Origin of the sequence: Mycobacterium sp. E1715, assembly GCF_001667625.1 — a bacterium.
Lineage (GTDB): Bacteria > Actinomycetota > Actinomycetes > Mycobacteriales > Mycobacteriaceae > Mycobacterium.
Window position 1 is genome coordinate 15,136 of the sequence record NZ_LZJJ01000216.1, and the last position, 14,382, is coordinate 29,517.

The 14,382-nt window shown below is 70.0% G+C and carries 9 protein-coding genes and 3 pseudogenes; 3 read left to right on the top strand and 9 right to left on the bottom strand.

What is annotated here, in order from left to right; genetic code table 11:
- Positions 1 to 894, top strand: a complete 894-nt coding sequence (locus tag A9X03_RS12000; protein ID WP_067758250.1) for a phosphatase PAP2 family protein — start codon at positions 1 to 3, stop codon at positions 892 to 894.
- Here A9X03_RS12000 and A9X03_RS12005 read toward each other — a convergent pair.
- Positions 875 to 1,537 carry a pyridoxamine 5'-phosphate oxidase family protein gene (locus A9X03_RS12005; RefSeq protein WP_068261186.1) on the bottom strand — a complete coding sequence of 221 codons (663 nt, stop codon included), beginning with the start codon at positions 1,535 to 1,537 and terminating at the stop codon, positions 875 to 877. The genes A9X03_RS12000 and A9X03_RS12005 overlap by 20 nt on opposite strands.
- Positions 1,538 to 1,572: 35 nt before the next feature.
- On the opposite strand from A9X03_RS12005, the gene A9X03_RS12010 reads away from it, so the two are divergent.
- Positions 1,573 to 2,901: an aminotransferase class I/II-fold pyridoxal phosphate-dependent enzyme gene (locus A9X03_RS12010; protein WP_068261189.1), complete on the top strand. Its 1,329-nt coding sequence runs from the start codon at positions 1,573 to 1,575 to the stop codon at positions 2,899 to 2,901.
- Between the two features lie 7 nt (positions 2,902 to 2,908).
- On the opposite strand, the gene A9X03_RS29205 is transcribed toward A9X03_RS12010, so the two are convergent.
- The 7 genes and pseudogenes from A9X03_RS29205 to A9X03_RS12040 form a co-directional block, all read right to left on the bottom strand.
- On the bottom strand, positions 2,909 to 3,061 hold the full coding sequence (locus A9X03_RS29205) for a hypothetical protein (protein ID WP_156737626.1): 153 nt from the start codon (positions 3,059 to 3,061) through the stop codon (positions 2,909 to 2,911).
- A gap of 52 nt (positions 3,062 to 3,113) precedes the next feature.
- Entirely contained in the window at positions 3,114 to 4,856 is a 1,743-nt protein-coding gene (gene treZ / locus A9X03_RS12015; protein ID WP_068261192.1) for a malto-oligosyltrehalose trehalohydrolase, read from the bottom strand.
- On the bottom strand, positions 4,849 to 7,149 hold the full coding sequence (treY, locus tag A9X03_RS12020) for a malto-oligosyltrehalose synthase (RefSeq protein WP_068261195.1): 2,301 nt from the start codon (positions 7,147 to 7,149) through the stop codon (positions 4,849 to 4,851). The genes treZ and treY overlap by 8 nt, the downstream gene beginning before the upstream one ends.
- Before the next feature lie 3 nt (positions 7,150 to 7,152).
- Positions 7,153 to 9,345, bottom strand: coding sequence for a glycogen debranching protein GlgX (gene glgX / locus A9X03_RS12025; RefSeq protein ID WP_067784183.1), 2,193 nt, complete (start codon positions 9,343 to 9,345; stop codon positions 7,153 to 7,155).
- A gap of 34 nt (positions 9,346 to 9,379) precedes the next feature.
- Positions 9,380 to 11,536, bottom strand: a complete 2,157-nt coding sequence (locus A9X03_RS12030) for an acyltransferase family protein (protein WP_067758268.1) — start codon at positions 11,534 to 11,536, stop codon at positions 9,380 to 9,382.
- A gap of 352 nt (positions 11,537 to 11,888) precedes the next feature.
- Positions 11,889 to 12,578 (bottom strand): annotated as a pseudogene (gene ripD / locus A9X03_RS12035) (NlpC/P60 family peptidoglycan-binding protein RipD); the annotation flags it as partial.
- A gap of 313 nt (positions 12,579 to 12,891) precedes the next feature.
- Positions 12,892 to 13,344 (bottom strand): hypothetical protein, encoded by a 453-nt coding sequence (locus A9X03_RS12040; RefSeq protein WP_067758281.1) that lies wholly within the window; start codon positions 13,342 to 13,344, stop codon positions 12,892 to 12,894.
- A 62-nt stretch (positions 13,345 to 13,406) separates the two neighbouring features.
- Between A9X03_RS12040 and A9X03_RS28415 the strand changes: the two are divergent.
- Positions 13,407 to 13,592: pseudogene (locus A9X03_RS28415) on the top strand (adenosylmethionine--8-amino-7-oxononanoate aminotransferase BioA); the annotation flags it as partial.
- On the opposite strand, the pseudogene A9X03_RS12045 reads toward A9X03_RS28415, so the two are convergent.
- Positions 13,588 to 14,382, bottom strand: a pseudogene (locus A9X03_RS12045) (aminotransferase class III-fold pyridoxal phosphate-dependent enzyme); the annotation flags it as partial. The pseudogenes A9X03_RS28415 and A9X03_RS12045 sit on opposite strands and share 5 nt — an antisense overlap.

The following is a 14,382-nucleotide window of genomic DNA, read 5'->3' on the forward strand; positions in this document are numbered from 1 at the left end:
ATGGACCAGCAGTATGGCCCCGGTGCTGGCGGGTTCGGCCTGGTCGGCGCCGGCATCGTGGTTCTGCTCGTGCTGCTTGCGTGGGTGGCGGTTCGGGTCGCCCGACGCGGACCCCCGTTCCGGACGCTCTGGGTGAAGGTGTCCAAAACGCTGACCCGGGCCCGTGACCGGATCAGCGACCGAGGGTGGTCGCTGGCCCGTCGGTGGTCGGAGAGCGAGGTCGCCGGTGCCGCATTGCTGCTCGGGCTGGCCGTGGTCGTCGCGCTTGCGGTCGGCTTCAGCGAGATTCTCGAGGACGTGCTCGAGGGCGACGGCATCGCCGGAATCGACCAGCCGGTGACTCGTTGGCTCGCAGCCCACCGTGAATTGTGGCTGACCGCCGCGTTGCGGGCGATCACCATGGCGGGCGGACCCCTTTTCCTGACGGCGATCGCGTTCCCGATCTCCGTTGCCGCTGGTTATCGGAGCAGGTCGTGGCGGCCCGTGGTGCTCGCGCTGGTCGGCGGCGGTGTGGTTCCGCTGGTCCTCTTCACCGCCAAGGCCCTGGTGGGTCGGCCACGGCCGCCCTTTCCCTTCGCCCTCGTCGACGCGGACGGGTATTCGTTTCCGTCCGGGCACGCCACCGGCACCGCCGCGATCATGGTGATCTCCGCGTGGATGCTGACGCGGTGGCTGATCATGCGGTGGACCGGGCGGGTGGTCGTGTGGACGGTCGCGATCGGCTCGGCGTTCCTGATCGGGTTCTCGCGGATCTACCTGGGAGTCCATTACGTCAGCGACGTGCTCTCCGGCTGGATGTTGGGCCTGGCCTGGGCCGGCACCGTCATGCTCGTCGGAACCTGGTGGGACGACAGCCGGCGCGCGCGGGTGGGCCTCAGCCCCTTCGCTCGCTGAGGTACGCCGGCACCGGCAGTGCCGGGTCCAGGTCCGAGGCCGGCACCGGCGCACCGGCCGTCACGCTCAGCGGCACCACCCCCGCCCAGTGCGGCAGCGCGCAATCCTCCGGATCGTCCACCGGCTCGCCGCCGCGCACCTTGGCCGACACCTCCACCAGGTCGAGGGCGAGCACCCCCGTCGCGGCCAGCTCGCGCGGATTCGGCGCCCGGCAGTCGGCGGCGCGCCCGGGCGCGATGCGATCGAGCAGGCCGGCGAGCGCCCGCAGTTTCTCCGCCGCGTCCTCGACCACACGCGCGGTGCCGAGCACGACGACAGAGCGGAAGTTCACCGAGTGGTGCATGGCGGCGCGCGCCAGCACCAGCCCGTCGACCAGGGTGACGGTGACGCACACGGGCAGGCCCGAGGGCGCCGCGCCTGCCGCGAGCAGGGGGCCGCTGCCGGTCGAACCGTGCAGGTAGAGGGTCTCGCCCAGGCGGGCATGGGTGGTCGGCAGGACCACCGGCCGGCCGTCGCCGAGGTAGCCCAGGTGGCAGATCAGCGCCTCGTCCAGGATGCGGTGGACGGTCTCGCGGTCGTAGCGCGCGCGCTCCCGGTAGCGGGTGGGCGTCGTGCGCGGTGTGGGCTGGTATCCGGCGGTCATGGCGCCTACCTTTGTTCTAGTACATAATCGATTGCGTGCCAGTACAAAACAGCATAACCGGGTCCGGTGCCGATTCCATAGCCGCCAGCATCGAGGAGGCCATCTCGGCCGGCTCGCTGGCGCCCGGCGACGCGCTGCCGCCCGTCCGCGACCTCGCCGCCCAGCTCGGCGTCAACGCCAACACCGCGGCCGCGGCCTACCGCCTGTTGCGGCACCGCGGGGCGGTGGAGACCGCCGGCAGGCGCGGCACCAGGGTGCGGCAGCGCCCGGCGACCACGCCACGATCCCTGCTGGTGCTCGACGTCCCCGCCGGGGTGCGCGACCTGTCGACCGGCAATCCCGACCCCGCCCTGTTGCCTCTGGCGGGGGCGTCGCTGCCCGGCCCGGTCGGGGGCCGCCCGGTGTTGTACGGGGAGCCGGCCATGTCGGCGGCCTTGGTGGAGTTCGCCCGGGCGGCGCTGTCCGCCGATGGTGTCCCGGCCGAGCACCTCGCGGTGACCAGCGGCGCGCTCGACGGCATCGAGCGCGTGCTCACCGCGCACCTGCGTCCCGGTGATCGGGTCGCCGTCGAGGACCCGGGCTGGGCCAACCTGCTCGATCTGCTTGCCGCCCTTGGGCTTTCGGCCGAGCCCGTTCGGGTCGACGACGAAGGGCCGTTGCCCGCCGACCTGGCGCGGGCGCTGGACCGCGGGATGCGCGGGTTGATCGTCACCACCCGCGCCCAGAATCCGACGGGGGCGGCGTTGTCCGCGGGCCGCCGCGCCGAACTACGAAACCTGTTGGTGCGCCGGGCCGCTGACCTGCTGGTGGTCGAAGACGATCACTGCGCGGGCATTTCGGGCGCGCCGCTGCACACGGTGGCGGGCGTGACCGAGCGGTGGGCCTTCGTGCGGTCGGCGTCCAAGGCGTACGGCCCGGACCTGCGCGTGGCCGTGCTGGCGGGGGATCGGCGCACCGTCGAGCGCGTGCACGGCCGCCTGCGGCTGGGGCCGGGCTGGGTCAGCCATCTGCTGCAGGACCTGGCCGTCAGCCTGTGGTCCGACCCGGCGGCCGCGCGCCTGGTCGCCACGGCCGAGCGCAGGTACGCCGACACCCGCCGGCGGCTGGCGACCGCGCTGGCCGAGCGCGACGTCGCCGCGCGTGGCCGCTCCGGACTCAACGTGTGGATCCCGGTGCCCGACGAGACCGTCGCGATCACCCGGTTGCTGGGCGCGGGCTGGGCCGCGGCGCCGGGCACGCGGTTCCGCATCGGCACGCCCCCAGGCATCCGCGTCACCATCGCGGACCTCGGCGCCGACGAGATCGACCCGCTGGCGGACGCGATCGCCGAGGCGGTGCACGGCGCGGGCCGCCCCAGCGTCTAGCCGAGGGTCAAGCCCCTTCGGTGCGCCCGAGGCCGGGGCCGGTCCACAACAGCTCCACGCTGCGTTGTGGCGGCGCCTCGTCGGGCGGGACGAGCGGAGCCGAAACCGGCTGTTTCTTCCTCAGCAAGCCGATCCACCGGCCGAACACGGATTGATCCATGGGCGAATCATCGGCGGTCGCGCGCCGGGCCGCGCACCGTTGTCCACAGGCGTCAGCGCTGCTCGCCCACCGCGAGGATGGCGAGCGAATGCCCTTCGAGCACCGTCTTGTCGGCGTCGACCGCGGGGTCGCCCCAGGCCAGCACCACGTCGCCGGCGACGGGCACCGTCGCCGCCTCGGCGCCGAGGTTGCACACGATGCGCAACCTGCCGCGGGACACGCTGATCCAGCGTTGCTCCTCGTCGAAGTCGACGGCGAGGTGCGCCAGCCACGGATCGGCGAGGTCGGGGTCGCGGTGCCGTAACGCGATCAGGTCGCGGTAGAACCGGTGCAGCCGGCCGTGCTCGCCGGAGTCCACCTCGGCCCAGTCGAGCTTCGAGCGCTGGAACGTCTGCGGGTCCTGCGGGTCGGGGATGTCGTCGGCGTCCCAGCCGTGCTCGGCGAATTCCGCCTTGCGCCCCTCCGCGGTGGCCTTGGCCAGCTCCGGTTCGGGATGCGAGCTGAAGAACTGGAACGGGGTCGACGCCGCATACTCCTCGCCCATGAAAAGCATTGCGGTGAAGGGCGTTCCGATGGCGAGCGCGGCCTTGATCGCCAGCTGGCCACCGGACAGGTTCTGCGACGGTCGGTCGCCGAGCGCCCGGTTGCCGACCTGGTCATGGGTGCAGGTGTACGCGACCAGCCGGGTGCCGGGGATCCCCGAGTTCTCGGTGGTGTCCAACGGGCGCCCGTGGCGGCGGCGCCGGAACGACGAATAGGTGGCGGCGTGAAAGTAGCCGTGGCGCAGCGTCCGCGCCAGGGTGGCCAGGCTGCCGAAGTCGGCGAAGTAGCCCTGGCGCTCGCCCGACACCGCGGTGTGGATCGCGTGGTGGATGTCGTCGGCCCATTGCCCCGTGAGGCCGTAACCACCCCGGTCGCGGGGGGTTATCAGCCGCGGGTCGTTGAGGTCGCTCTCGGCGATCAGCGACAGCGGGCGACCCAATTGCCGTGACAGCCAGTCGGTTTCGGTCGCGAGCTCCTCGAGGATGTGGATGGCGGTCGTGTCCACCAGGGCGTGCACGGCGTCCAGGCGCAGCCCGTCGGCGTGGAAATCGCGCATCCAGCGCAGCGCGCACGCGATGATGTAACGCCGGACCTCGTCGGAGTCGGCGTCGGCGATGTTGATGCCTTCGCCCCACGGGTTGCTCGCCGACGACAGGTACGGGCCGAACTTGGGCAGGTAGTTGCCCGACGGGCCGAGGTGGTTGAACACCGCGTCGATCAGGACGCCCAGGCCCCGCGCGTGGCAGGCGTCGACGAACCGGACCAGGGCGTCGGGGCCGCCGTAGGGCTCGTGCACGCTGTACCACAGCACCCCGTCGTAGCCCCAGCCGTGCGTTCCGGCAAAGGAATTCACCGGCATCAGCTCGACGAAGTCGACGCCGAGATCCACCAGGTAGTCCAGCTTCTCGATGGCCGAGTCGAGGGTCCCCTCGGGGGTGAAGGTGCCGAGGTGCAACTCGTAGATCAGCGCGCCCTCGACCGACCGGCCCTGCCAGTCGTCGTCGGTCCAGGCGGCGCCGGCCGGGTCCCACAGCTGCGAGCGGGCGTGCACGCCGTCGGGCTGGCGGGGCGAGCGCGGGTCGGGCAGCACCGTGGGATCGTCGTCGAGCACGAACCCGTAGCAGGCGTCCGCTGCCGCGTCCACGGACGCGTGCCACCACCCGTCGTCCGAGCGCGTCATCGGGTGCACGCGGCCCTCGACGTCGAGCCGGACCAGCTCCGGTTTGGGCGCCCAGACCCGGAATTCAGTCATGGTGGCGCTCCAGCAGCACGACGGGCAGCTCGGCGAACAGTTGGGCCGCCGCCGTCGGCCCGTCCGCGATGACGCCGGTGAGGGCGTCCTTCCAGGTGCCCTCGGGCAGCGCCAGCACCGTGTTACCCCAACCGGTTTCGGTCAGGCGCACGGTCCACCGGGTCACCGCGACCACGATGTCGGAGCCCCGGCGGAAGGCCAGCACGTGATCGCCGGCGTCGCCATTGGCCAGCACGGGAACGTAGTCGCCGCGCAGGAAGGTGTCCGGATGGGCGCGGCGCACCCGAAGCGCGGTCGTGACCACCCGAATCTTGGGATGCTCCAACGCCTTCAGCGCGGCCCGCCGGGCGGCGTAGTCGACGGCCCGCCGATTGTCCGGGTCCACCAGGCTGTCGTCCCACAGTTCGGTGCCCTGGTAGACGTCGGGTATCCCGGGCACGGTCAGGGCGAGCAGCTTCTGGCCGAGCGCGTCGCTGGCGGCGTGCGGGTTGAGCTGGGCGACGAGCTCGGTCAGCTGGCCGGCCACCGGGCCGTCGAACACACCGTCCAGCCACCGGTGCACCGCGTCCTCGAACTCGGTGTCCGGGTCGTTCCACGAGGTATGCCAGGCCGCCTCCCGAATGGCCTTCTCGGCGTAACCGTGCAGCCGCTCGCGCAGCTCCGGGCTGACCTCACCGGTGACCGGCCAGACGCCGAAGATGTTCTGCCACAAGAACTGTCCGGTCGCCGGGTCGGGGGAGGGCGCGTCGATCTCCCAGCGGGCGAGAAACTCGGTCCACAGCGACGGGACCTGTGACAGCACCCCGATCCTGGCCCGCACGTCCTCGCCGCGCTTGGTGTCGTGGGTGGTCAGCGTCGTCATCGTGTGCGGCCACAGCCGGGCCCGGGTGGCGGCGCTGTGGTGGAATTCCGCCGCGCCGACACCGAAGCGATGCGGTTCACCCCCGACCTCGTTGAGCGACACCAGCCGCGCGTCGCGGTAAAAGTAGCAGTCCTCGACGGATTTGGCGGTCACCGCACCGCAGAGCTGCTGCAGCCGGACGGCCGGCTCGCCGCCCCGGGCCAGCGCGGCGGCGATCACCTGCAGTGCGGGCCCCAATTCCGGTGACTGTGCCTGTGTTTCGGCCAGCGCCGTGGGCATGATCGCCGACAGCCCCGGGTAGTCGCAGCGGTAGACGCCGATGTGGGTGAGCAGCGTGGCCACCGCTTCGGGCAACCGCGGGTGGTCGTCGCCGGCCGCGGCCACGATCGCGCGGCGCAGCCGGCGCAGTTCGCTCGCGAGGGTGTCGGTGGCCGCACGGATCTTGAGTTCCGCCAGCATCTCCGGCGCCGCTCCGTAGTACAGACCCGCCGACTCGACGAGCTCGGTGAGCGCGGGCGCGCCGCTGGGGTCGACGAAGACCCCGCCGATCTCCCGCAGCACGTCGTAGCCCGTGGTGCCGCCGATCGGCAGCGTGGGTTCGAGCGCCTCGTCGACCGCCAGGATCTTCTCGATCACGATCCAGGTTTGCGGCCCAACCGATTCTCGCAGCCAGGCCAGGTAGCCGCAGGGGTCGGAAAGCCCGTCGGGATGGTCGATGCGCACACCGTCGACGAGTCCCTCGGCGGCCCACCGGGCAACCTCGGCGTGGGTGGCGTCGAACACGGCGCGGTCTTCCTGGCGCAGCCCGGCCAGCGAGGTGATCGAAAAGAAGCGCCGATAGCCGCACACGCCGTTGCGCCAGCCCACCAGGCGGTAGTGCTGGCGGTCGTGAACCTCGGGTCCGGTGCCCTCGGCGGTGCCGGGCGCGATGGGAAGCGCCAGGTCGCCCAGCCGCAGCAGGTCCCCGTCGACGTGGAGGTCTCCGGCGTCGTCGTCGGAGCCCAAGATGGGCAGGACGATGCGGCCGTCCTCATCGAGGTCCCAATCGATGTCGAAATACGTTGCGTAGTCAGACGAACGGCCGTGCCGCAACACGTCCCACCACCATGCGTTCTGTTGGGGCTGGTCGATTCCCACGTGATTGGGCACGATGTCGACGATCAGGCCGACGCCGCGCTCCCGCGCCGCGGCCGACAGCCGCTCGAGGCCGTCGCGGCCGCCCAGCTCGGGGGAGACGGTCGTCGGGTCGGTGACGTCGTAGCCGTGATTCGACCCGGTGGCCGCGGTCATGATGGGGGACAGATAGAGGTGGGACACCCCGAGTTCGTCCAGGTAATCCAGCAGGCGTTCCGCGTCGGCGAAGGTGAACGCGAACCCGCTGGCCTCACCGCGCAGCTGCAACCGGTAGGTCGAGAGTATGGGAAAAGGCATGCGTCACATGGTCTTACGTAAGACCAGAAGCGATCGCCCGGGCAACGAGACCTTCTCTTCGGCATTCACCACCTGGTCGGCCTCACCCGTCGGGTGGTTGGTGTCCAGTTCCACGGTCCACTCCTGCGCATAGTCGTCGTTCGGCATCACGAACTCCACGGGTTCTTCGCCGGCGTTGAAGCACAACAGGAACGAGTCGTCGACGACCCGTTCACCGCGCGCGTTGGGCGCGGTGATGGCCTCGCCGTTGAGGAACACCGCCACACATTTGTGAATGCTCTCGCCCCAGTCCTCGTGCGTCATCTCCCGGCTGCTGGGATTCAGCCAGGCGATGTCGCGGACCTCGTCGCCGGTGCGGATCGGTTCACCCTCGAAGAACCGGCGGCGCCGGAATACCGGGTGGGTCTTGCGCAACGTGGTGACCTTGCGCGCGAAGGCCAGCAGGTCCGAATTCTTGTCGACCAATGACCAATCCATCCAAGACAATTCGGAGTCCTGGCAGTAGACGTTGTTGTTGCCGTTCTGGGTGCGGCCCAGCTCGTCGCCGTGCGCGATCATCGGCGTGCCCTGGCTGAGCATCAGCGTCGCCCAGAAGTTGCGCATCTGGCGACGGCGCAGAGTCAAGATGTCCGGGTCGTCGGTGGGCCCCTCGACACCGCAGTTCCACGAGCGGTTGTGGCTTTCGCCGTCGCGGTTGTCTTCGCCGTTGGCCAGATTGTGTTTCTCGTTGTAGGACACCAGGTCGTTGAGCGTGAAGCCGTCGTGGGCGGTGACGAAGTTGATGCTGGCGCTGGGGCGCCGTCCGGTCGCCTCGTAGAGGTCCGACGACCCGGTCAGCCGGGACGCGAACTCGCCTAGGGTCGCGGGCTCGCCCCGCCAGTAGTCACGCACAGTATCGCGATACTTCCCGTTCCACTCGGTCCACAAACCCGGGAAATTGCCGACTTGGTAACCGCCCTCGCCGACGTCCCACGGTTCGGCGATCAGTTTGACCTGGCTGACGATCGGATCCTGCTGAACCAGGTCGAAGAACGCGCTCAGCCGGTCGACGTCGTGCAGCTCCCGGGCCAGCGTGGCGGCGAGGTCGAAACGGAAGCCGTCGACGTGCATCTCGGTCACCCAGTAGCGCAGCGAGTCCATGATGAGCTGCAGCACGTGCGGGTGACGCGGGTTCAGGCTGTTGCCCGTGCCGGTGTAGTCCTTGTACAGCCGCAGGTCGGAGTCGACGAGCCGGTAGTACGCGGCGTTGTCGATGCCGCGGAAGTTGATCGTCGGCCCGAGGTGATTGCCCTCGGCGGTGTGGTTGTACACCACGTCGAGGATCACCTCGATGTTCGCCTCGTGCAGGCTGCGCACCATCGATTTGAACTCGGCGACGCTGGAGGTGCGATTGGCCGCGTACTGGTTGTGCGGCGCGAAGAACCCGAAAGTGTTGTAGCCCCAGTAGTTTCGCAGACCCAGGTCCAGCAGGCGGGAGTCGTGCATGAACTGGTGCACCGGCATCAGCTCCAGCGCGGTGACGTTGAGCGACTTGAGGTAGTCGATGATCACCGGGTGGGCCAGGCCGGCGTAGGTGCCGCGCAGTTCGGCGGGGATGCCGGGGTGGGTCTGGGTCATGCCCTTGACGTGGGCCTCGTAGATCACCGTTTCGTGGTACGGGGTCAGTGGCGAACGGTCCGAGCCCCAGTCGAAGAAGGGGTTGCTCACCACGCTGGTCATGGTGTGGCCCAGGGAGTCGACCATTGGCGGCGTCCCGGGGTCGGCGTCGTCACCGTCGGGGTGGACGGCCTTCATGTCGTAGGAGAACAGCGCCTGCCCGAAGGTGAAATCCCCGTGGAAGGCCTTGCCATACGGGTCGAGCAGCAGCTTGCTCGGGTCACACCGGTGGCCGGCCGCCGGGTCGAAGGGCCCGTACACCCGGAAGCCGTAGCGCTGGCCCGGCGAGATGTTGGGCAGGTAGGCGTGCCACACGTAGCCGTCGACCTCGTCCAGGGGAATCCGTGACTGGCCCCCAGCGTCGTCGATCAGACACAACTCGACCTTCTCGGCAATCTCGGAGAACAACGAGAAGTTGGTCCCCGCGCCGTCATAGGAGGCACCGAGGGGATACGGGTTCCCCGGCCAGACGGTGGCCAGTTTCGGCTGTTGGTTACCAGCTACGCCTGCTGCTGAAGCGTGATTGTCGGTCGGCACCATCTGACCTTATCCGCGGTCGGGGCGGCGGGGCGCGTCACCACCAACCGGTATTGGCCGCGATCTGGCGGCCCAATTCGCCCACCATGGTCCGTACGTAAGTGGGGGTCAGGTGGTGGGCGCCGTGGTAGATCAGCACGTTTCCCTCGACCGGCCGGCACACGTCGGCGCGGCAGATCGCATCGGACATGTCGAGCACCTTCAGCAGCGGGAATTGTGTGACGAAGTCGAGGGTCTGATTGCGGTCGGAGAGCGCGTCGGAACGCTTGATCGCGCACGACTGGGGGCTGCCGCCCTTCTTGGCCAGGCAATCCGCCGGGTCGAACGGCTGGCCGTTTTTGACCAGCCACGGGGTGTCTCGCATGCCGAGGATCGGAATGTTGTTGTCCGAGAACCGCTGCCAGATTCCGATGTAGGTCGCCGGCATCACGTCGCCGGGCTTGATGTTCCACGGCCGGGTGGTGGTGGTGAACACGTAGTCGGGACGGTCGGCGATCACCCTGTCCATCGTCTGTTCGACCCACTGCCGGCACTGCGGGTAGGCGGCGTTGTTGCCCATGATCAACGGGACTTCCTCGGTGGACAACGGGCAGCCCATCTTGAGGTACGTCACCACTTTGAAGTGATGCATCTTGCCGAGCAGGTCGAGAGCGGGCAGCCAGTGTTCGGCGTGGGACCCGCCCGCCAGCGCAATCGTGCGGTCGGCGGCCACGTCGCCGTAGGTGCACGCCACCACCGCCGGGTTGACGAAGTCACTGATGCAGCCGTCGCGGGTGGAGACCGGCAGATCCTCCTTGACCTCCAGGACGCTGGGCCGCATCGGCAACGCGGGCACCCGCACGTGTTCGGTCAGGGCGCGCGCCCCCGGATAGTCCTGCGGGTTGAGCACGCTGAGCTCCTTGCCCGCGGCCCGCAGGACCGTGACGTGCTGGCGCCACGTGAACGACGTCGCGGTCAGCGTGACCCCCAGCAGCACGATCGCCGTCCCCAGCGCCATCGTGGGCCTGGGCAGGCGCGCCAGCCAGGCGGGCGCGGTCGCCGGTGACCTCCCTGCGGTCCGGTAGCGCAGCGGGTCCTCGACGAGCCGGGTGGTCAGGTAGGCCAGCAGGCCCGAGACGAGCAGCACCGCCGCACCCTCGACGAAGCCGGCGTGCCGGTGCCCGCTGAAAGACAGCCAGAAGATCAGCAGTGGCCAGTGCCACAGGTAAAGGGAGTACGCCATCGCGCCCAGCGCGACCAGCGGCCCGGCCGCCAGCAGGCGATTGGGCAGCGGCAGCCGGTTCCCGGTGGCGGGGCCGCCCTGCAGGTTGGCCCCCGCCAGAATCATCAGCATGGTGGCCCCGACGGGCACCAGGGCCCAGGGGCCGGGGAATTCCTTCACGCCGTCGATCAGCGCCCCGCACGAGACGATCGCCGCCAGCGCCAGGGTGGCCACGACCGTTCGCAACCACATCGGCCAGCGGATGGCAGGCACCAGCGCACCGACCAGCGCGCCGAGCAGCAACTCCCAGCCGCGCGCGAAGCTGTTGTAGTAGGCGGCTGCCTGGTCACCCTGATGAGCCACGATCGCGTAGACGAACGACGCCACCGTCAGCGCCGTCAGCAGCACCAGGAAGAGGGTGCGCAGCCGGCGGCCCAGCGGACGCCTGAACAGGTAGGCGCACGCGGCGATCAACAGCAGGAAGCCGACGTAGAACTGGCCCTGCACCGACATGGACCAGATGTGCTGGAGCGGACTGACGGCCTCGCCGGCGCGCAGGTAATCGGACGCCGTGTTGGCCAGCTCCCAGTTCTGGTAGTAGCCGAGGCTGGCGAGGCTCTGGTCGGCGAAGGTCTCCCAGCGGGTCTCCGGTTGGACCAGGATGGTCAGCACCGCGCACCCGGCCAGCACCACGACCAGGGCGGGCACCAGGCGGCGCACGAGCCGGACCACCTCCGCCACCGGCGACAGGGTGACGGCAGGGTTCAGCGCCGCGCGAATGATCTTGCCGCCGAAGAAGAATCCGGACAGCGCCAAGAACACGTCGACGCCGCCCGAGACCCGGCCGAACCAGATGTGGAAGACGGCCACCAGCGCGATCGCGATGCCGCGCAGGCCGTCCAGGTCGTAGCGGTAGAACCCCGAATTGCGCGCCGCCGTACCGACCGGTTCCGCGGTCGCGACCGGTCGGTGAGACGGGGACAGGATCGGCATGATCGATCGCTAATTTACCGAAAACCGCCACCCGCTCCGGTTTAGGAGCAGGTGGCGGCGGTCGGGGGCCCCCGAAAAGCCGGGGAATCTACCGGGCGGTGCCGGGCGCCGTCGGGAGGAACGGCGATTGCTGCGGCGGCAGCAGCTGCACCGGGGCCTGCGGTGCCGGAAGTTGCTGCGTCGGCAGCTGCTGGACCGGCGCCTGCGGCACCGGGACCCGTTGCAGCGGGGCCTGTTGCAGCGGCGCCGGCGGGGCCGGGAGCTGCTGCACCGGCGCCTGCGGCAACGGGAGCTGGCCGGACTGCTGCTGCAGCGGCGCCTGCTGCACCGGGGCCTGCTGCGTCGGGAGTTGCTGGACCGGGGCCTGCTGCGTCGGGAGTTGCTGGACCGGGGCCTGCTGCGTCGGGAGTTGCTGCACCGGGGCCTGCTGCGTCGGGAGTTGCTGCACCGGCGCTTGCTGCGTCGGCGCCTGCTGCGCGGGCAGTTGCTGCACCGGTGCTTGCTGCACCGGAGCCTGCTGCGGCAGCTGCTGGACCGGCGCCGGCTGGACCCCGAGGACCCGGACCAGGTAGGGAGCCATGCCGTTGGCGCGCACCGGCGACACCTGGACGACGTCGCCCACCTCGAGCATCTGGTTGTTGCCCAGGTACATCGCGACGCTTTGGGTGCCCTCGGGGCCGTAGAAGATCATGTCGCCCTTTTGCGCTTGCTGGGGCAGCACCTTCTGGCCGACCCGGTAGATCGCCCCCGACGAACGCGGCAGCTTGATGCCCGCGCCGGCGTACGCGTACTGCATCAGGCCTGACGCGTCGAATCCGACGGTGTTGATGCCCGTCCCGGTGCCGCGGGTCGGGCCGTTGATCCCGCCGCCGGCCCAGGAGAACGGCACGCCCCGCTGCGACAGCCCGCGCGCGATCACCACGTCGGCGGCCTGCTGGTAGTCCATCGGCCGGATGCCCGGGTCGGCGGAAGCGACCACGGGAGCGGCCATCGGTGCGGCGAACAGCGCCAAACCGATCGCGAAGGCGTAGATGCGTTTCATTGTCTTGGCCTCTCAGGGGCTCACTGGCCTCAGCGCGGTGACTTCGCGCGTCCGCCGCCGTTCCATGACTGGGCGACAGCCTCCCCGTTGGGACCGACGCCGCTGCATGACACTTGCGGATGTGAACAGCGGTCCTGTTTTCACATCAGTCACTGCAGCCACTCTGACAACAGAAGTTGTTAGCCGCCAGGCCCCGGCGGGATTTTTTGTCGGAACGTGACCGGACGGTGACTGGGCGGCCCAAATCCGGGTGCGCAGTTGTGATTTGGGTCTCAGTCGCGCGTGCGCCGGCCGGACCGGGGCGTGGCGGCGCCTACGCCCAATAGCGTTCGCTGAACACCGTCAGCAGCGAGCCGACGAGGGAGCTGAGCATGATCAGCGCGAGGGCCAGGACCGGCCAGAAGGACATGTACCAGCCCTTCAGGAGCGAAACGACCGGCCCGAGGACCGCGGCGGCGATTGCAGCCCCGATGCCGCCCCACACGATCGGGCGGATGTAGTAGTCGACCCCGAAGGGCACCGGCCCGCACGTCTCGTCGGCGCAGACGTGCTCGAGGAAGCCGAAGAGGCGGTCCGGCCACGCCGTCGCGGTGGCCAGGACGATGAGCAGCGCCAGCAGCGCGACGGTGCAGGCGACGTCCCAGGGGGCCAGCCGCACCCGGATGACCCGCGGCGCCTCGTCGTCGTAATTGGCCAGCAGGGAATTGGTGGTCGCGGTCGGAGGGGCGCCCGCGGCGGGTTCACCGGGGGTTTGCGGCGTAGCCATCGGATCCCATGCTCCCCGATGGGCGGATTTTGTGCGACTCGGCTGCTTTACCCTCGATCACTATGCCTGCGGCGAGGGCCGGGTTGACCCCCGGGCAGATCAGCGCGATCGACGCTGCGCACCTGTGGCACCCGTACAGCACCATCGGCGGCGAAGCCGTCGCGCCGGTGGTCGCGGTCGCCGCGCGGGGGGCCACGTTGACGTTGATCCGGGACGGCGAGCCGATCGAGGCGCTCGACGCGATGTCGGTGCTGCACAGCGTGGCGGCCAGGGTGACGTAGCCGCCGGTCAGAGCCTTGCCCACGCACATGATGTCCGGGCTCACCCCGGCGTGGTCGGCCGCGAACAGCTCGCCGGTGCGGCCGAAGCCGGTGGCGATCTCGTCGAAGATCAGCAGCACGTCGTGCCGCCGGCACAGCTCGCGCAGGTCGCGCAGGTAGCGGGGGTCGTGGAAGCGCATCCCGCCGGCGCCCTGCACCACCGGTTCGACGATGACGGCCGCCAGTTCGCCGGCGTGCTCGGCGAGCTGCTGCTCGAACGCCGCGGTGTAGCCGGGGTCGTAGTCGCGCGGGACCTGCGGGGCGAACACCTGGCGGGCCAGGATGTCGGTCCACAGCGTGTGCATGCCGCCGTCGGGATCGCAGACGCTCATCGGCGTGAACGTGTCGCCGTGGTAGCCGCCCCGCCAGGTCATCAGCCGGTGCTTGCCGGGCCGGCCGCGGCTGCGCCAGTACTGAAGCGCCATCTTGACCGCGACCTCGACGGACACCGATCCGGAATCGCTGAAGAACACGGTGTCCAGCCCGGCCGGGGTGATGTCCACCAGCAGCTGCGCCAGCCGGGCGGCCGGTTCGTGCGTGAGCCCGCCGAACATGACGTGGTTCATCACTCCCAGCTGCGTGGTCAGCGCCGCGTCCAGCACCGGGTGGCCGTGCCCGTGAATCGCGGTCCACCACGAGCTCATCGCGTCGAGCGCCTCGATCGGCTCGCCGTCCCGGATCAACGTCAACGTGGCCCCCCGCGCGGCGACCGCGACCA

Bases quoted from the DNA above. Each gene is read 5' to 3' on its own strand.
- A9X03_RS12000 (WP_067758250.1), top strand. From the start codon at position 1: ATGGACCAGCAGTATGGCCCCGGTGCTGGCGGGTTCGGCCTGGTCGGC.
- A9X03_RS12005 (WP_068261186.1), bottom strand. From the start codon at position 1,537: ATGACCGCCGGATACCAGCCCACACCGCGCACGACGCCCACCCGCTAC.
- A9X03_RS29205 (WP_156737626.1), bottom strand. From the start codon at position 3,061: ATGGATCAATCCGTGTTCGGCCGGTGGATCGGCTTGCTGAGGAAGAAA.
- treZ (WP_068261192.1), bottom strand. From the start codon at position 4,856: ATGACTGAATTCCGGGTCTGGGCGCCCAAACCGGAGCTGGTCCGGCTC.
- treY (WP_068261195.1), bottom strand. From the start codon at position 7,149: ATGCCTTTTCCCATACTCTCGACCTACCGGTTGCAGCTGCGCGGTGAG.
- glgX (WP_067784183.1), bottom strand. From the start codon at position 9,345: ATGGTGCCGACCGACAATCACGCTTCAGCAGCAGGCGTAGCTGGTAAC.
- A9X03_RS12030 (WP_067758268.1), bottom strand. From the start codon at position 11,536: ATGCCGATCCTGTCCCCGTCTCACCGACCGGTCGCGACCGCGGAACCG.
- A9X03_RS12040 (WP_067758281.1), bottom strand. From the start codon at position 13,344: ATGGCTACGCCGCAAACCCCCGGTGAACCCGCCGCGGGCGCCCCTCCG.